At 68.0% G+C, this 17,035-nt stretch carries 14 protein-coding genes and 1 riboswitch; of the genes, 4 read left to right on the top strand and 10 right to left on the bottom strand.

Annotation, left to right across the window (positions count from 1 at the left end):
- The 5 genes from LGY53_RS34545 to LGY53_RS34525 all read right to left on the bottom strand — a co-directional run bounded on the left by LGY53_RS34545 (position 1) and on the right by LGY53_RS34525 (position 5,170).
- Positions 1-897 carry a DMT family transporter gene (locus LGY53_RS34545; protein WP_374111274.1) on the bottom strand — a complete coding sequence of 299 codons (897 nt, stop codon included), beginning with the start codon at positions 895-897 and terminating at the stop codon, positions 1-3.
- 50 nt (positions 898-947) lie between these two features.
- On the bottom strand, positions 948-1,505 hold the full coding sequence (gene hpt / locus LGY53_RS34540; RefSeq protein ID WP_167471614.1) for a hypoxanthine phosphoribosyltransferase: 558 nt from the start codon (positions 1,503-1,505) through the stop codon (positions 948-950).
- Positions 1,506-1,575: 70 nt separating this feature from the next.
- A complete protein-coding gene (tilS, locus tag LGY53_RS34535; RefSeq protein ID WP_225730893.1) occupies positions 1,576-2,559 on the bottom strand; it encodes a tRNA lysidine(34) synthetase TilS in 984 nt (327 codons plus the stop codon).
- Positions 2,560-2,583: 24 nt separating this feature from the next.
- Positions 2,584-3,639, bottom strand: coding sequence for a zinc-dependent metalloprotease (locus LGY53_RS34530; RefSeq protein WP_374111276.1), 1,056 nt, complete (start codon positions 3,637-3,639; stop codon positions 2,584-2,586).
- Positions 3,640-3,733: 94 nt separating this feature from the next.
- On the bottom strand, positions 3,734-5,170 hold the full coding sequence (locus tag LGY53_RS34525) for a D-alanyl-D-alanine carboxypeptidase (protein WP_225730918.1): 1,437 nt from the start codon (positions 5,168-5,170) through the stop codon (positions 3,734-3,736).
- A gap of 157 nt (positions 5,171-5,327) precedes the next feature.
- On the opposite strand from LGY53_RS34525, the gene LGY53_RS34520 reads away from it, so the two are divergent.
- Positions 5,328-5,819, top strand: a complete 492-nt coding sequence (locus LGY53_RS34520) for an inorganic diphosphatase (protein WP_167471611.1) — start codon at positions 5,328-5,330, stop codon at positions 5,817-5,819.
- Between the two features lie 107 nt (positions 5,820-5,926).
- On the opposite strand, the gene LGY53_RS34515 is transcribed toward LGY53_RS34520, so the two are convergent.
- The gene (locus tag LGY53_RS34515) at positions 5,927-8,986 is read right to left on the bottom strand and encodes a BTAD domain-containing putative transcriptional regulator (protein ID WP_225730891.1); all 3,060 of its coding nucleotides are present in this window, start codon (positions 8,984-8,986) and stop codon (positions 5,927-5,929) included.
- Between the two features lie 408 nt (positions 8,987-9,394).
- Between LGY53_RS34515 and LGY53_RS34510 the strand changes: the two genes are divergently transcribed.
- Positions 9,395-10,888 carry an alpha/beta fold hydrolase gene (locus LGY53_RS34510; RefSeq protein WP_225730890.1) on the top strand — a complete coding sequence of 498 codons (1,494 nt, stop codon included), beginning with the start codon at positions 9,395-9,397 and terminating at the stop codon, positions 10,886-10,888.
- A gap of 83 nt (positions 10,889-10,971) precedes the next feature.
- Here the strand turns inward: LGY53_RS34510 and LGY53_RS34505 are convergent, their stop codons facing one another.
- The 3 genes from LGY53_RS34505 to LGY53_RS34495 form a co-directional block, all read right to left on the bottom strand.
- A complete protein-coding gene (locus tag LGY53_RS34505) occupies positions 10,972-12,765 on the bottom strand; it encodes an MDR family MFS transporter (RefSeq protein ID WP_225730889.1) in 1,794 nt (597 codons plus the stop codon).
- Positions 12,762-13,274, bottom strand: coding sequence for a MarR family winged helix-turn-helix transcriptional regulator (locus tag LGY53_RS34500; RefSeq protein WP_225730888.1), 513 nt, complete (start codon positions 13,272-13,274; stop codon positions 12,762-12,764). Before LGY53_RS34500 ends, LGY53_RS34505 begins: the two co-directional genes overlap by 4 nt.
- Positions 13,275-13,362: 88 nt before the next feature.
- The gene (locus LGY53_RS34495) at positions 13,363-14,184 is read right to left on the bottom strand and encodes a crotonase/enoyl-CoA hydratase family protein (RefSeq protein ID WP_225730887.1); all 822 of its coding nucleotides are present in this window, start codon (positions 14,182-14,184) and stop codon (positions 13,363-13,365) included.
- A 244-nt stretch (positions 14,185-14,428) separates the two neighbouring features.
- Between LGY53_RS34495 and LGY53_RS34490 the strand changes: the two genes are divergently transcribed.
- Both LGY53_RS34490 and LGY53_RS34485 read left to right on the top strand, forming a co-directional pair.
- Positions 14,429-14,905, top strand: a complete 477-nt coding sequence (locus LGY53_RS34490) for a YbaK/EbsC family protein (RefSeq protein WP_167471607.1) — start codon at positions 14,429-14,431, stop codon at positions 14,903-14,905.
- 150 nt (positions 14,906-15,055) lie between these two features.
- The gene (locus tag LGY53_RS34485; RefSeq protein WP_167478925.1) at positions 15,056-15,523 is read left to right on the top strand and encodes a flavin reductase family protein; all 468 of its coding nucleotides are present in this window, start codon (positions 15,056-15,058) and stop codon (positions 15,521-15,523) included.
- Positions 15,524-15,533: 10 nt separating this feature from the next.
- Here LGY53_RS34485 and LGY53_RS34480 read toward each other — a convergent pair whose 3' ends face one another.
- Entirely contained in the window at positions 15,534-16,853 is a 1,320-nt protein-coding gene (locus LGY53_RS34480; RefSeq protein WP_225730886.1) for an aminotransferase class V-fold PLP-dependent enzyme, read from the bottom strand.
- A 45-nt stretch (positions 16,854-16,898) separates the two neighbouring features.
- Positions 16,899-17,012, bottom strand: a riboswitch (SAM riboswitch).
- Positions 17,013-17,035: the final 23 nt, after the last annotated feature.

The raw sequence follows: 17,035 nt of genomic DNA, 5'->3' as shown, positions 1-17,035 counted from the left end.
TCACACCGGCGCGGGCGGCTCCGTTTCCCGATTCCGCTGCTCGGCGCTCACCGCGACGGCGAGCACCACCAGCAGAATTCCGATGACCTCCACCGTCTTCGGGCGCTGCGCCAGCATCACCGCACCGACCACCGCCGCCGTCGCAGGCAGCAGCGCGAGCAGCACGGCGAACCGGGCCCGTCCGACAATCCGCAGCACCACCTGGTCCAGCCCGTAGGGCACCGCGCTGGAGAGCACCCCGACCCCGAGACCGAGCAGCCAGATCCGTGGGTCCGCGAAAACCGCTGCGTCACTGCGAGTCTGCGCATATACAACGACTGGCCCGAGCGCGATCGCCGCGGCAGCCATTCCGACCGCCAGCGAATCCAGCCCGTCCCCCGCATCGGCCACCCGCTTACCGACCAGGATGTATCCGGCCCACAACACCGCGGACAGCAGCGCGAACCCGAGCCCCGGCAGCGATACGTCCAGTTGCACCCCGCCCAGCAGCAGCACACCGACCAGCACCATGGTGACCGCGAAAAAGTCTCTGCCCCTGCGAGATCCGAGCGTGGCGACGGCCACCGGCCCGAGGAATTCCACGGCGACCGCGGTGCCCAGCGGGATCCGCGCGATGGCCTCGTAGAACACGATATTCATCACCACGGTGACGACGCCGAAACCGGTGGCGATCGCGAATCCGCGCCGGGTCCACCGGGCCCGCCACGGCCGCCGCCACAGCACCAGCGCCAGACCCGCGGCCAACCCGCGCAACCAGGCCACCGTCGCCGGTTCCGCTGTCCGGAAGAGAAAGACGCCGACGGCGGCGCCGACATACTGCGAAACCGCGCCGACCACGAAAAGCATCGGCACCGACCAGACGGGCAGCCGGGTGCGCGTCGCGGCCGCACTCGTCATAGCCCGGCCGGGAAACCAAGGGGCAAAGGCGAATTCACCCCTGAAAACTATCAGTTACCGCCGTAGACCCTGGGATTCAGGGTGCCGATGTACGGCAGGTCGCGGTAGCGCTCCGCGTAATCGAGCCCGTAACCGACGACGAATTCGTTCGGGATGTCGAATCCGACGTGCGCGACCTCGACGTGGGTGCGCAGCGCATCGGGTTTGCGCAGCAGCGTGACCACCTCCAGCGAGGCCGGATTGCGGGTGGACAGGTTGCGCTTGAGCCAGGACAGGGTGAGGCCCGAATCAATGATGTCCTCCACGATCAGCACATTGCGGCCCGCGATGTCCTTGTCCAGGTCCTTCATGATGCGGACCACACCCGACGACGAGGTGGACGAGCCGTAGGAGGACACGGCCATGAATTCCATCTGGGTCGGAATCGGTAGCGCCTTGGCCAGATCCGTCATGAAGAAGATCGCGCCCTTGAGCACGCCGACCAGCAGCAGATCGCCCTCGGGTGCGTCGGCCGGATAGCGTTTGGCGATGAGTTCGGCCAGCTCCTTGGTCTTGGCGGCGATTTCTTCCTCGGTGATCAGCACCGACGCGATGTCGTCCCCGTACACGTCAGCTGGTGTCCTTCCCATGGTTTCGCCGAGCCAGGACTCGGCCGGTTGCACAAACGCGGTATCCGATCTACCGGCGCTCGCGGCGCAGTGTCAGCCTGCCATGTTCGCGCGCGACGACCAACCTGCTCGCCGGTGTGCCGCCGCCGACGGCGACGCCGCCCTGGCCGCGCCAGTTCGTCAGCAATTCGTCCACCGCTCGTAAATGCCTGTCTGTCAGGGCTTTTGCGCCACCGTCCAGCAGCCAGGCGCGGATCGCGCGGCGGCGCAGCGCGGGCGGCGCAGTGGCGAGCGTCTCGATCGATAGACCCGCACCATCATCCGCGGTGTGCAACAGCTCACTCGCCAGCGCGTCGAGCACCGCGCCGTCATCGCGCAGCTGCGCGCCGGTGCGGGCCAGCGCCGCCGCGACGCCGCCGCCGAGCACCTGCTCCAACAGCGGCAGCACCTCCGTGCGCAACCGGACCCTGGTGAAATCGGGCGACGCGTTGTGCGGATCGTCATGCGGAATCAGGCCGATATCCGCGCACAGCTGCCGAGTGGTGGCGCGCCGGACGTCGAGCAGCGGGCGGCCCCACGGTTCGGCATAGGCCGCCATACCTTGGATCGAGCGTCCGCCGGAACCGCGCCCGAGGCCGAGCAGAACGGTTTCGGCCTGGTCATCGAGGGTGTGGCCGAGCAGAACCGGCAGCCCGTCGCGGGCGGCGTCGAGCGCGTCGTATCTGGCTTCGCGGGCCGCGGCCTCCAGCCCGCCTTCCCGGCCGACATGGACCGGAAGCACCCGCGCCGATCGGCAGCCGAGCCCGAGCGCCGCCGCCGCGGCTTCGGCGGCCACCGCATCGGAGCCCACCTGCAATTGATGATCGACGATCAGGGCATCGACCGCGCCCGCCTCGACCACCGCGGCAGCGGTCAACGCGAGCGAATCCGCACCACCGGACAGCGCGACGGCAACAGGTCCGGATGCGTACCGGGACAACCAGTTTCGCACCGCATGCCGGACCTCCAACACCGCCTCGGTCTCGGGGAGACGGCGAGCCGGAGCAAAACCCATATCCGGAGCCTACTGGGCAGACCCTCAGGCCAGCACCCGGCGGATCCAATCCTCGGGCGCACCGATTTCCGCTGGCAGCGGCAGGGTTTCCGGATTGGTCCACACGTGGTTGAACCGCTCCATCCCCACCCGCTCGACGACCGCGTCCACGAACGCCTTACCCCGCACGTACTGTGCGACCTTCGCGTCAACACCCAACAGCGCGCGCAGAATCCGCTGCACCGGATTGGTCGGGCGCTTGCGACGCTGGTCGAAGGCGGACCGGATCTGTTCGACGGTCGGAACGACCGCGGGCCCAACGGCATCCATCACATGGTCGGCATGGCCCTCCAGCAGGGTGCCGAGCACGAGCAACCGGTCGAGCGCCTCGCGCTGCGCGGGCGGCTGGGTGGCCCGCAACAATCCGACGACGCCGCGCGCATTCGGGTCGTCGGGGCCGTCGCCGCGACGGCGCTCGCGCAACTCCTCGACCAGGCGGCCGAGCATATCCGCGAGCGGTTCGTCACCGACCTCGCCGAGCAGATCGACATTGCCGCGCATATATTCACCGAGCCACGGCGCGGAGGAGAACTGCACCCGGTGCGTCACCTCGTGCAGGCAGACCCAGAACCGGAAGTCGGTGGGCGAGACGCCGAGCGCGCGCTCGACCGCCATGATGTTGGGCGCGACCAGCAGCAGGGTGCCGTCCGGCCCGGTGAACGGGTCGTACTGGCCGAGGATCGCGGTGGACAGGAATGCGAGCATCGCACCCGCCTGCACCCCGGCGGGTTTACCCGCGAGCAGGCCGCGTTCGGTCTCGCCCGGTTCGTTGCCGGTGAGGTGAGACATCGAATCGGCGGCGGCCTCGATCCAGCCGCGCCGGTCGACGACGCGGGCCGCGGGCACCGGCTCGTCGTCGAGCATTCCGCTCACCTCGCGGACCGGGCCCTCGGCCCGCTCGGACGCCTCCGCCAATTCCGCGACGATCTGTTCGACCGAATAGCGCGAGGTCCGCGGCCCCGACGGCACCAGGGCCGCGCCGGTGCGGGCCGCCAACCGCCAGTCCACGACGCCGGACAGGCCGCGCCGCCGCTTGCTCACCGAGACATCGCCCCCGGATACGACCGCCGGGCTCGCGTCGGGAGTTTCGGCAGCACCTGATCGGTCAGCATCCTGGTTCATGATCATCCACCCGTCACGAGCATCCACAGTTCCGCAGCGCGCCGACGACGGCGTCGAGCGCGGGCTTGGCCACCGTGTCGGGTCGATCGTTCGACATGAGCGCGAAGGTCAGCACCCGCCCGTCCGCGTCGAGCACGTATCCGACCAACGCGCTGGCAATCGAGAGAGTTCCGGTCTTGGCCCGCACCCAGCCCGCACCCTGCCGGTTCTGGTCGACGTAGCGACCGGCCAGCGTCCCGGTGCCGCCCGCGACCGGCAGATCGTCGAGCATCGGGGCGAAGGTGGCCGTCAACCCCGCCGGGTCGGCGGGCGTTGTCGCGCCGGTCGGCGACACCGCCATGGTGTCGGGTCTGGCCGCGACGGCCAGGATGCGGTCCAGCAGCCGCGCCGGAATCCGGTCTTCCGTCGACAGTCCGCTGTTGTCTTTCATACCCAACCCGGTCAGATCGAATCCGGCCTTGCCGAGCAGGGCGCTGAGCGCGGCCGTCGCGCCGTCGAAGGAGGCCTGGTTGCCGTTGGCCACCGCGATCTCGCGACCGATGGCCTCGGCGAGCACGTCGTCGGAGTCGACCATCATGTCGTGCAAGCGATCTCGCAGCGTCGCCGACTGCACCGCCGCGATCTGCGTCGCACCCGGTGGCGCATTGCCGATGCGGACCTTGCCCGGATCGAGGCCGAGATCGGCGGCCAGCTTGCGGCCGACGTCCAGTGCCGGGGTGTTGGTGCGCGGCGAGTAATCCATCAGCGGGTTGATCCGGCCGCCGTCGAGCATCACCGGTTCGATCGGCGCCCACGAGCCCTCGGCGATATCGACCGGATCCCAACCGGGCGCCATGGTCGGGCCCTGATACGCGGAGATGTCGACGACGATGGTGTCGACGCCGCGGCCCGCGGCACGGATCTGGGCGACGAGATCGGACAGCCTCGCGGGGTTCGTGTAATAGCCCTTACCGTCGGGCTGCGCGGTGAGCGTCGGGTCACCACCGCCGACGAGCACCAGTTCGTTCGGCGCGGCGCCCGTGACGACGCGGGTGCTCAACCGGTGGTCGGCGGGCAGGCCGAGCAGCGCGGCGGCGGAGGTCAGCACCTTGGCCGTCGACGCGGGGACCATCGGCCGGGCCGAATCCTGGCTCCACAGCACCGTCCCGGTCGTCGCATCGGTGATCTCACCGGCGAACGATCCGAGATCCGGATTCCCGAGCGCCGGCCCGAGCGCGGCGAGCAACCCGGCCTGGGTCGGCGCGGTCGGGGCAGGCTGCGCTGGCACGATCTGCGGCGGCGGGCGGGTGCCCGTCGGCGGCGGCGCGACCCGCAACCCGCCGTGCCGGAATTCGGGAGTCCAGGGTTTGGTGGTTACCAACACCACCGCGGCCGCCGCTACCAGCAGCGTCACCGCGGTACCGAGCACTATCCAGGTTTTGCGGCGCCGCCGGGCGGCCAGACCACCGATTTTCTTGCCTCCGTCAACCACGTGCCCGCCGTCTCCTCAACACCCTGGCCTGCGCACCCACGTACGCCCCGACCACACTATCCTCGTTGCGCAAACGTTCCCCCGAACAACCAGGCGAGTCGGCAGACCGCGCGGTAGACGCGATTGAGGAGATGACGTGGAATTCGACGTCACCATCGAGATCCCCAAGGGCTCTCGCAACAAGTACGAGGTCGATCACGAGACCGGCCGGGTCCGGCTGGACCGCTTCCTGTACACGTCGATGGTTTACCCGGCCGACTACGGCTACATCGAGAACACCCTCGGCGAGGACGGCGATCCGCTGGACGCGCTGGTGCTGCTGCCCGAGCCGCTGTTCCCCGGCGTCGTGGTCGAGGTCCGTCCGGTGGCCATGTACAAGATGACCGACGAGAAGGGCGGCGACGACAAGGTCCTGTGCGTCCCCGCGGGCGACCCGCGCTGGGACCACATCCAGGATCTGAAGGATGTGCCGGAATTCGAGCTGGCCGCGATCAAGCACTTCTTCGAGCGGTACAAGGATCTGGAACCCGGCAAGTACGTGAAGGGTTCGGAGTGGGTCGGCCGCGCCGAGGCCGAGGCCGAGGTGCAGGCGTCGATCAAGCGGCTGCAGGATCAGGGCGGCCACTGATACCGAAAATGAAGCGGGAAGTCCGGATCCGGACTTCCCGCTTCGGTTTTCGATGAGCGGGCCTGTATCGCGCAGCGATTCGACGAGGGGTGGTGGCCGAGTGGGCCTCAGGCGGGCGAGGTGACCTCGGCCCGCTCGGCACTGCGACGCTGACGCTCGGCGATCACCTGGTCGAGATGCTCGCGCAGCAGTTCCACCACCGGGCCCTCGATCTCGGCATCCAACCGCTCGTGTGCCATCTCCCCGTCCGTCATGGACGCGAAAGCCTCTGCGGCCGTTCGCAATACGCAGTATGCCTGTTCGGAGCGGCCGAGCGCCTGCAGGATGAGGCCGTGCATCACCAGCACCCGCGCCCGGTGCATCGGACCGATGGCCCTGGTGAGGGTGCGCACCGCCGCGTCGGCGCCCTGCTCGGCGTGCACCAGCTGTCCGGCCATCATCTGCACATGTGCGTACCGGGCGAGCGCGAAACCCTCCCGGAGCACCAGCCCGCTGGCCCGCACCAGCCGCACCGCCTCCTCGCACAGCTGTAGCGCGGTCACCAGATCGCCTTGGAAGGCCCGGTTGGCCCCGATCTCATGGGTGGCCGTCGCCTCCAAGCCACGGTTGCCCAGCTGCCGGGCCAGCGTTCGCGCGTATGCGGCGCGCTCCTCGGCCTCGCCGAACCGGCCCGCATCCGACAGCGTCTTGGACAGGAAAAGCGTTGCCTCGCATTCGATGTAGCCGTCGCCGACGCGCCGCGCCAACCGGATCGCCCGTTCGGCGTGGCCGAGTGAGGCCATCGGATCGAGACCGTTGCGGGTCGCGGTGACGAGCTGGGTCGCCGCGAACGCGGTAAGCCTTGCCGCGGTGACGGATTCGCCGTCCAGCGAGAGCGCGATGCGCTGATGGTCGCGGCCGAGGCGGACCGCGCCGAGCGAATCGGTGCACAGCACGCCGAGCGCAACCCGGATCCGGCACTCCACCTCACGATCGCCGACCCGCAGCGCCGCGTCGAGCAGTTTGTTCAGCGATCGGGACAGCTCTTGGCAATTCGGCCCACCGTCCATCAATTCCGCGGTGGCCCAAGCGATATCGGCCGCGACGGCGAGGGCCGGGCCCTGCACGTCGGCGGCCTGCGCGTACAGCGTCACCAGATTCGGCCGCTCCGCGTTCAGCCAGGTCTGCGCGGCGACGGCATCGCCGAACGCCCGTCCCTCGGCCGCGGTGGAGCGCAGGTGTTCCGGCAGCCGGGTGCCCGGATTGCACACCACCAGAACCTTTCTCATGGTGGCAAGGTAGAAGTCGAGCAACCGCAGCAGCGGCGCGAACGCCGGATGTCTGATGCTCGGATCGGGCTGCAGATCCCTGGCGAACAGGCGCAGCAGATCGTGATAGGTGTAGCGGCCCGCCGCGCTGGTCTCCAGCAGATTCAGGTCGACGAGCGATTCGCACAGCTCCTCGGCCAGCTCGCGGTCGGTGCCGAGAATGGCTGCGGCGCCGTCCAGCGAGAGCTCCGCGACATCGGGCACCGCCAGCACCCGAAATGCCCTGGCCTGCACCGCATCCAGCTGGTCGTAGCTGAGCCGGAAGGCCGCCTCGACGGCCAGGTCGCCGGTGCGCAGCGCGGCGATCCGCTGCTGCTCGTCCACCAGTCGCTCGGCCAGGCAGCCGATGCTCCAGCGCGGTCTGGCCGCCAGCCGGGCGCCGACGATGCGCACCGCGAGCGGCAGCCCGCCGCAGGCGGCGAGCACACTGTCGGCCGCCTCCGGTTCCGCCGAAACCCGATGTTCCCCAACGATTCCGGAGAGCAGGCTGCGCGCCTCGCGGGGACTGAGCACATCCAGCCGGACGCCGAGCATCGCGGGTAGTTCACCCATCGCCGAACGGCTGGTGATCAGCACCGCCGAACCAGGGGTGCCCGGAATCAGCGGACGCACCTGGTCCACGTCGCGGGCGTTGTCGAGGACGACGAGCACCCGCTTGTCGTCGAGGCAGCTGCGGAACTGCGCGGCGCGTTCGGCCAGCGACGGCGCGATCTCCCCCTCCGGAACGCCGAGCGCCCGCAGGAAGTCGCCGAGCGTATCCGCGGCAGGCGTGCCGAACCGCTCGCCGGGAGTGCGGCTGCGGGCCGGCGCGAAACCGTGCAGGTCGACGTGCAGCTGCCCGTCCGGGAAGCGCTCGCGGACCTGATGCGCGACATGAACGGCCAAGGCGCTCTTACCCACTCCGCCCATGCCGCCGATCGCACACACCGGCACCGCATTGCCGTCGGTGTTGGCCAACCACTGGGTGATTCGATGCACCGCCTCCGACCGGCCGGTGAAATCCGCTACGTCCGCGGGTAATTGGGCCACCCGGGCCACCACCCTCGGCTGCGGCGCCTGCGCCTGCGCGACGACGACCTCCCGATGCGGTGCGGGCAGATCACCGCGCAGGATCCGCTGATGCAGTTCGGCCAGCTGCTGCCCCGGCTCGATGCCGAGCCGCTCGATGAGCACCCGGCGGGTGTCCGCGTACACCGCGAGCGCCTCGGCCTGTCTGCCCGCGTGGAACAGCGCGGTCATCAGCAGACCCCTGGTCTGCTCGCGCATCGGATGTTCCGCGCACAGCGGGGACAGTTCCGCGATGACCTCGGCGTAGCGGCCGAGCCGCAGATCCAGCTCGACGCGCTGTTCGAGCAGGGCGAGGCGGCGTTCGATGAGCTGGGTGCGCTGCCGGTCGGCGTATGGCCCGGGCAATCCGGCCAGCGGGGTGCCCGACCACAGGCGCAGCGCGGCGTCGAGCCGCTCGCGCACGGTTTCGATCGCGGCTGCGGATTCGTCGACGAGACGTTCGGCCTGAACCTCCAGCAACAGATCCTCGACGTGTTCCACGTCCACCGAGCCGGGCGTCAACCGCAGCGCGTAGCCGCCGCCGAAGCCGACGAGCACGGTCGCCGGGCTGCCGGACGGGCGGTCCGGCTCCAACACCCGCCGCAGATGCAGGATGTGATTGCGCAGCGCGCCGACGGCACTCGGCGTCGGATGCTCGCCCCAGACCCCATCGATCAACTCCGGCACCGTGGCCGAACGTCCGCTGCGTAGCAGCAGTGCTGCCAATAGGGCGCGGCGCTGCTTGGACCCGAGATCGAGCTCCTCATCGCCGCGCCAGGCCCGAACCTCACCGAGTACGGCGAACTTCAGCATGCGGTCCCCTCTCTGACCGTGGAGCGTCGGCTATAAAACCTAGACAATCGGCTCGGACGCTCGTCATCCTTGTGGCCATTTAGTCTCCGATGAGCCAACGATGACCCCCGGCCAATGACAGTGACACTCAAGCAAGCCCTTCATGAGATTTTCGTGACGTCTCGGCCGTACGGATAACAGACCGTACGGGTTCGATGACGGTTCGGAATGGTGCCAGCCCTACCTCGGCACACCTGCCACCTGCGGTAAAGATGGGGGTGTTCCCGCATTGTTCGGGTCCACCGGAATTCCTAGGCTCGAAAATGATCGGAAGCCAAAAACTTTCGGCCGGAATCGAAGGAAATCCCCCGTCCTGGATGGCAACTCGACGGCAACCATCCGCAGGACCGACTCGACGGAGTAACGACAGTGCATCGCAAGCAGCTGCTCGCCACGCTGGCCGCCGGTCTGATCGCCGGAACCGCCTTGGCCACAACGCCTTACGCAACGGCCGAAACCCCATTGGACCGTTTCTACCACCAGCGCCTCGACTGGCGCCCGTGCGACAATCCCCGACTCGACCAGGCGGGCGCGCAGTGCGCCGATATCACGGTGCCGCTGAATTACGCCGAGCCGCAAGGCGGGACCATCACCGTCGCGATCTCCAGGATCGCGGCCGACCCGGCGCGCAGGCGCGGGGTGATGCTCTCGAATCCGGGCGGCCCCGGCGGACCCGGATTGGATTTCACCGTCGACATCGCCGCGGCACTGACACCCGATGTGCGGGCGAGCTATGACCTCATCGGCATGGATCCCCGCGGCGTCGGGCGTTCCACCCCGGTGAACTGCCATTGGCCGCCCGGGCTCGGCCTGGAGTCCGCCGGGGCAGGCCTGGCCGACTACGCGGAATCCGTTGCGACACGGGCCGATCTGGCGCTGCGCTGCACGAGCGTCGGCCTCGACCGGTTGCGCCAGAACACTACTCGCAATACCGCTCGGGATATGGATGTCATCCGGGCTGCCCTGGGCGTCGACCGGATCAGCTATTACGGCACGTCATACGGAACCTATCTGGGATCGGTCTTCACCCAGCTGTTTCCGGAGCGGGTCGATCGAATCGTATTGGACAGCAGCGTCGATCCGGCACGCTACGGCCCGGTCGAGATGATGCGCGATATGGGCCCAGCCAACGAGGCCGCCTTGGATCTGTGGGCCGGTTGGACCGCCGGGCACAATGACGAATACCGGCTCGGCGACACCCGGCAGCAGGTCCGCCACGCGGTCGAGGAGCTGATCCGTCGAGCGGGTGAACAGCCGGTTCGCTTGGGCACCTACACCATCGACGCACATACGATGCCGATCATCCCGTACGTCGCACTGTCCGACCCGCGGAATTACGCGCAGCTGGCGTCGAATATCCGCCAGCTCGTCGACGCCGCCGATGGCAAACCGGTCGAACCGGCGCCCGACCTGAAGGATCTGCTCTCGATGGTGTTCGACCCACAGCCGCAGGACAATTCGGCGATTATGGCGATCATGTGCGGCGATGCCGCCGTGCCGCGCGATCCGTCATGGTACTGGCGCAATATCGAGCAATCGCGGGCGACACAGCCGGTGTTCGGGGCGTTCGTGAACAACATCACCGCGTGCGCCTTCTGGGCCCCGCCCGTCGAACCCCTTACGGCGGTCGGCAATTCGGTACCCGCACTGATCGTTCAGTCCACCGGGGACACCCGCACGACCTATCAGAACGCCCTCGGCATGCATCGCGCGCTGACGGCGTCGCGCATGGTCACCCTGCAGGATGTCTCGGTCCACCAGATCTTCGCGAACTTCCCCAACCGATGCGTCTACGACGCGGTGAACGCCTACTTCCGCGACGGCGCCCTCCCCGCCACCGACCTGACCTGCCGAGCCGACTAGCCCGCATCGAATCGACGCCAGGCCGAACGAAAACGCCGGTCGAGGAGTAGAACAACTCCTCGACCGGCGAATCAGCTACGGACTCAGGCGGATTCGTCCGTCCTGCCCGCGACCCGGTCGCGGGAATCACCGTTGACCGTCACTCCGCCGCCGAGCACCAGCCCGGTCTGCTCGACCATCCGCGCCTCGGTGTCGACAAGCGAATCACCGCCATTCGCAGCGGGTTTCGCACCGGCCGCCTGGAGGCCGCCGGTGGTCCGCAGCGGCACCTCCTTCCAGAACAGCGTCAGGATCAGCGCGAGCAGCGCGATACCGGTCACCGAGAGGAACACCGTCGACATCGATTCGGAGAAGCCGACCTTGAACGGACGGGCCAGATCCGGGTTCAGCTGCTGGATAACCCGACTATCCTGCAGCACCTTGCCCGCCGCCGAGGTGTCGTGGTCCAGCAGGCCTTTCGCCAGCGCGGCGTCGACGGGGTTACTGCTCTGCGCGCTCTGCACCACCACTTGCTGGAAGTGCGGATCGGCCGAGGCGGACCGCATCTCATCCGCGATATTCGGGGTCAGCTGCGCGAACAGGATGGAAAGGAATACCGCGACACCGAGGGTGCCGCCAATCTGCCGGAAGAAAGTGGCCGCCGCGGTCGAAACGCCCATATCCTTCGGCTCGGCCGCGTTCTGCAGCGCGACGGTGAGCGGCTGCATCAGGTTACCGAGGCCGAACCCGGTGAACACCATGAAGATCATGGTCAGCCAGAGCGGGCTGTCGGCGCTGAGGAAATGCAGCAGGAACAGTCCGAGCGTCAGCATGCTCGCACCGATCAGCGGGAAGATCCGGTAACGCCCGGTGCGCGAGATAATCTGGCCGGACACAATGGATCCGGTCATCAGGCCGAGCACCATCGGCAGCATCTGCAGACCGGCCAGCGTCGGGCTGGCGCCCCGCACCACCTGCAGGTACTGCGGCAGCAGCGAGATACCGCCGAACATGGCCGCACCGACGACGAACGAGATCACCACGCCGAGTGCGAAGGTGCCGTTCTTGAAGATCCGCAGCGGAATCAGCGCCGTATCGCCCATGAACCGCTCGACCACGACGAAGCCGAGCACACCGATGACGGCGATCACGTAGCACGTGATGGAACGTCCACTGCCCCAGCCCCATTCGCGTCCCTGCTCGGCCACGATGAGCAGCGGCACCAGGCCGATCGCCAGCACCAGCACGCCCCACCAGTCGACCTTGTTGCTGGTCTGCGGCCGACGCGGCAGCTTGAGCACCCGCGAGACAACGGCCAGCGCGACCAGGCCCACCGGCACGTTCACCAGGAACACCCAGCGCCAGCCGCTGATACCGAGGATGGTGTCCTGTCCGGCGAGCACACCGCCGAGCACCGGCCCGATGACGCTGGACGTACCGAATACCGCCAGGAAATACCCCTGGTACCTTGCCCTTTCGCGCGGCGAGACGATATCGCCGATGATCGCGAGCGCCAGCGACATCAGACCGCCAGCACCCAGACCTTGGAAGGCGCGGAACGCCGCCAGCTCATACATCGACTGGGCCAGCGTGCAGAGCAGCGAACCGACCACGAAGATGGCGATGGCGGACATGAAGAACGGCTTGCGGCCGAACATATCCGACAACTTGCCGTACAGCGGCGTCGCCAGGGTGGCGGTGATCAGGTAGGCGGTGGTCGCCCAGGCCTGCATCGAATAGCCGTTGAGATCGTCGGCGATGGTGCGGATGGAGGTGGACACGATCGTCTGATCGAGCGCCGCCAGCAGCATGCCGAGCATCAGACCGCTGAGGATTGTCAGGATCTGCCGATGTGTGAAGCCCCCGGTAGGTGCCTCCACTTTATCCGTTACGGTCACGAAACTTTCTCCGTCCCAGTAGTTTCAGCGCCCCACGCGGCCCGCATGGCGGCCAGCAGTTCGGGTTTCTTGCGCTCGTAGTCGTCGACGAATTGCCGCAGTAGCGCGGCGAATTCGGCCCGCTGCCGCGGTGCCCAGTCGGCCATCACCCGGCCCATGTTCTCCGCCCGCCGCTTACGCATGAGTTCGACGGTGGCGTGACCCTCCTCGGTCACCACCAGGACCGTGGCTCGACCGTCCTCCGGATCGGCTTGGCGGACAACGAGTTTGCGTGTCACCAATTGAGCGACCTGTCTGCTCACCGTCGATGCGTCCGAATGCAGCGCCGCCGCGAGGGCGCCCGACCGCATGGGTCCGTGGCATGCCAGATGGAACAGCAGCCCGAACGCGGCCAGATCCACCCCATCCCTGGTGAAGGCGGCCATCTGCGCCGCGGTGCGCTCCCTGATCCGGTGCAGCCGGGATAGTTGCAGCGCGATCGTCTCCAACGACTCGTCTACCGCGTCCACTTCACTACCTTTGCTTGTACCAATCAATTAGTTGCGTGATACAAGTATGTCGGGACAACGGTCGCCGGGGCAACCGTTTTACCGGGCTTTACCTGCCCTTGAACTGTGGCGGCCGCTTCTCGAACACCGCCTGAATGGCCTCGGTCAGATCCTCCGACGGCAGGAATGCCGCATTCCAGGCCGATACATAGCGCAATCCCTCGGCCACCTCGGATGCCCGGCGCTGCGCGAGCACATCCTTCACACCCTGCACCACCAGCGGCGGGTTGTCGGCGATCTCGCGCGCCGTCGCATGCGCCGCGTCCAGCGCCGCCGCCTGATCCGCGAACACCTCGTTCACCAGGCCGATCCGCTCGGCCCGTGCGGCATCGATATCCTTGCCGGTGAAGGCGAGCTCACGCAGCTGCCCCTCGCCGATGATGCCGGGCAGCCGGTGCAGCGAACCGATATCCGCGACGATGGCCACCTTCGCCTCGCGCAGGCTGAACTTCGCGTCGGCGCTCGCGTACCGGATATCGACGGCGGCGATCAGGTCGAGGCCACCGCCGATGCACCAGCCGGACACCGCGGCGATCACCGGCTTGCGGCAATCCGCCACCGCGGTCACCGACGCCTGCATGCGGCGCACCTCGTCCAGGAAGGCGGTGCGCGGCGCGGCGAACGCCTTATCGGCCAGCAGCGGACCGAAGGTGCCCGCCATCGCGGGCAGATCGAGGCCATAGGAGAAGTGCCGCCCCGATCCGGTCAGCACGATCGCGCGCACCTCGGGATCCGCGTCCAGGCCGCGGAAGATCTCCGGCAGCTCGCGCCAGAAGTCCGGGCCCATCGCATTGCCCTTGCCGGGACCGGTCAGCGTCACCTGCGCGACGTGGTCCTTGGTTTCGACGGTGAAAGCCTGCCAGTCAGTCATTCGTACAGCGTAATAGGACCGGTTCGCACGCCGCGACGGCCGGATCGCGCCGCTACCCTTCCGACACCGGATCGCCCGCACCGGCCAGGCTCGACCATCGATACGATTGCGTACGAAGCGGTTTCGGCGCGCACCGGCCAGGCGCGGTCCCGTGCCGATCACCGAAATGCCTGGTACCGCAACGGGTTAACCGGACTACCCGAATTCTCCGGCGTATCGTCCGCAATCGCTCTAACCTGGTGCCATGCGCAGGTCGTCGTTACCACCGGTCGCATGCCGGGTCTCCGATACCCTCATCGCCCGCGGGCATCACGGTGTCATCGTGAACCAACCGAACCCGACGCACACCGCGGCGGATGCCGCGCGTGCGCTGGGGATCGAGGTCGGGGCCATCACCAAATCGCTGGTATTCCTGCTCGACGAGGATCCGGTGCTGCTACTGGTTTCCGGTGCGCACCAGGTGGATCTGGACAACACCGGAAAACGCCTCGAAGGCACGTTGAAGCGGGCGCCCGCCGAGATGGTGCAGGAGGTCACCGGGCAACCGATCGGCGGCGTCGCCCCCGTCGGCCATCCCACCAACCTGCCGACGTGGGTGGATAACGAGCTATCGAGACATCGCGAGGTGTGGGCCGCGGCCGGACATCCGAATACCGTATTCCGCACGTCCTTTCACGAACTGGTCCGGATCACCGCGGGTCTGCCGATCGACGTGGACTGAATCACAGGGCGGGCCGTGTTCCGAACCCATCGACCCGGCCGGGCGTAGTTTCGTCATGTGAACGATGCACCGCCGCCCGATACGGGCATCCACATACCGCCGATCCCCGATGATCTGAGCGGTATCACCGCCGAGCAATACCGGGCGTCGATGCGGCACTATCCGGCCGGGGTCACCGTTGTCACCCTCACCTCGCCCGGCGGCCCGATCGGCTTCACCGCGACGTCGTTCGCCTCGCTATCGCTGGAGCCACCGCTCGTCTCGTTCAATATCGCGCACACGTCGTCGAGCATCGAGGCGATGCGTTCGGCCGAATCGGTCGTCATCCATTTCCTCGGCGAGCATCAACGGCATCTGGCGCAACGTTTCGCCAGGACCGCCGAGGAGCGCTTCACCGACAGCTCGCTGTGGACCAGCCTGGAAACCGGTGAGCCGGTGCTGCACGGCACCCCGATCTGGGTACGCGCCACCGTCGCGCAACTCATCCCGATCGGGGATCACACCTTCGTCGTCGGTCTGGTCACCCGGGTGCACGACAACACCGACGAGAAGCCCGCCGCGGCACCGCTGCTCTATTACAACGGCCGCTACTACCGGCCGACTCCGTTGGGCAACTGAGGAATTCGGCTCAGCCCACCAGGCAGGGCGCGGCGCCGTCCGCGCCGTCGGTATCGAACGGACGGGTCTCCGGGGTGGGATTCCACAGGCCGTTGGTGGCCGCGTAATTCCAGGTGGCGCCGGATTCGACCAGCGTGGCGATCGCGCCGATCAGCCGGTCGACGTCGGCGGCGGTGGTGCCGAGCCCGATGCTGGCGCGCAGCGCGCCGTCCAGGCCGAGGCGAGCGAGCAGCGGATGGGCGCAGAAGCGGCCGTCGCGCACGCCGATACCGTATTCGGCCGAAAGATACGCGGCGACGTGACCGGGCACGAAGCCGTCGACGATGAAGGCGACGATGCCGACGCTCTCGGTGCTGTCGGCCCAGATGTTCAGCAACCGCACACCGGGAATGGCGGCGAGCCCGTCGCGCAGCCGGTCGGCGAGTCGATGTTCGTGGGCGGCGAGCGCGTCGGCATCGATGGCACAGAGCGCGTCACAGGCGGCGGCCAGCGCGGCGGCGCCGAGCACATTCGGCGAACCGGCCTCGTGCCGCTGCGGGGCGGGCGCCCATTCTGCCGTCTCCGTGGTCACCTCGCGCACCGCGCCGCCACCGGCCAGATACGGCTGTGCGGCATCGAGCCAATCGCGGCGACCCACCAGCACCCCGGCCCCGAACGGGGCGTACAGCTTGTGACCGGAAAAGGCCAGGTAGTCGATTCCGCTGTCGCGCAAGCTGATTCGACGGTGCGGTGCGAGCTGGGCGGCGTCGACGAGTATCCGCGCGCCACACTGGTGCGCGATGGCGGCCAACCGCTCCAGCGGCAGCACCTCACCGGTGACATTGGACGCGCCGGTGACGGCCAGCAATGCCGCGGGCTTGCTGCACAATTCGCCGACGATGCGCCGCACGGTCTCCTCGACGGTGTCGGCGGCCCGAACCACCCGCCTGCCGTGCCGGGTCCACGGCAGGAAATTGGCGTGATGTTCGATATCCAGCACCACCGTGTCGCCCGGTACGCAGGAGGCCAGCAGGTTCAGCGAATCGGTCGTATTGCGGGTGAACACCACCACCTGGTCGTCGGCGGTGTCCAGGAAGCGGGACACCGAGCCACGAGCCGCCTCATAACATTCGGTCGAGATCCGGGAAGCATAGCCGGCGCCGCGGTGCACGCTCGCATAGAACGGCAGCAGCTGCTCGATTCGAGCCGTCACCTGCGCCAATGCCGGGGCGCTCGCGGCGTAGTCGAAGTTGGCGTACGTGGTGGTCCCGCCCTGCACCAGCGGAACACGGAGCTCGGAGCCGGACACCTGGGCCAGCGGGGCACAACTCGGATCGATCACAGCGGTCATTGACGTCATCCCATCGGTTCAGGGACTCGCAATCGGGAATCAACGAGTCCGCGCTTGCCGCGCCCGGTCGGGCTGCGGCCCGGTCGTCACCCGGAGCACCCCACCGCGGAGGAGGGTTGCCGGCCAGCAAGCCGGGGCTTTGCGCTGGCACTCATGACCTGATTCAGAGATTGGCAGACGCC

This window comes from Nocardia sp. JCM 34519.1 (assembly GCF_020361265.1).
Taxonomy (GTDB): Bacteria; Actinomycetota; Actinomycetes; order Mycobacteriales; family Mycobacteriaceae; genus Nocardia; species Nocardia arthritidis_A.
This window is presented reverse-complemented; position numbering and strand designations above follow the sequence as displayed.

Bases quoted from the DNA above. Each gene is read 5' to 3' on its own strand.
- LGY53_RS34490 (WP_167471607.1), top strand. From the start codon at position 14,429: ATGCGCAGGTCGTCGTTACCACCGGTCGCATGCCGGGTCTCCGATACC.
- LGY53_RS34480 (WP_225730886.1), bottom strand. From the start codon at position 16,853: ATGACCGCTGTGATCGATCCGAGTTGTGCCCCGCTGGCCCAGGTGTCC.
- LGY53_RS34545 (WP_374111274.1), bottom strand. From the start codon at position 897: ATGACGAGTGCGGCCGCGACGCGCACCCGGCTGCCCGTCTGGTCGGTG.
- tilS (WP_225730893.1), bottom strand. From the start codon at position 2,559: ATGGGTTTTGCTCCGGCTCGCCGTCTCCCCGAGACCGAGGCGGTGTTG.
- LGY53_RS34495 (WP_225730887.1), bottom strand. From the start codon at position 14,184: ATGACTGACTGGCAGGCTTTCACCGTCGAAACCAAGGACCACGTCGCG.
- LGY53_RS34485 (WP_167478925.1), top strand. From the start codon at position 15,056: ATGCGGCACTATCCGGCCGGGGTCACCGTTGTCACCCTCACCTCGCCC.
- LGY53_RS34515 (WP_225730891.1), bottom strand. From the start codon at position 8,986: ATGCTGAAGTTCGCCGTACTCGGTGAGGTTCGGGCCTGGCGCGGCGAT.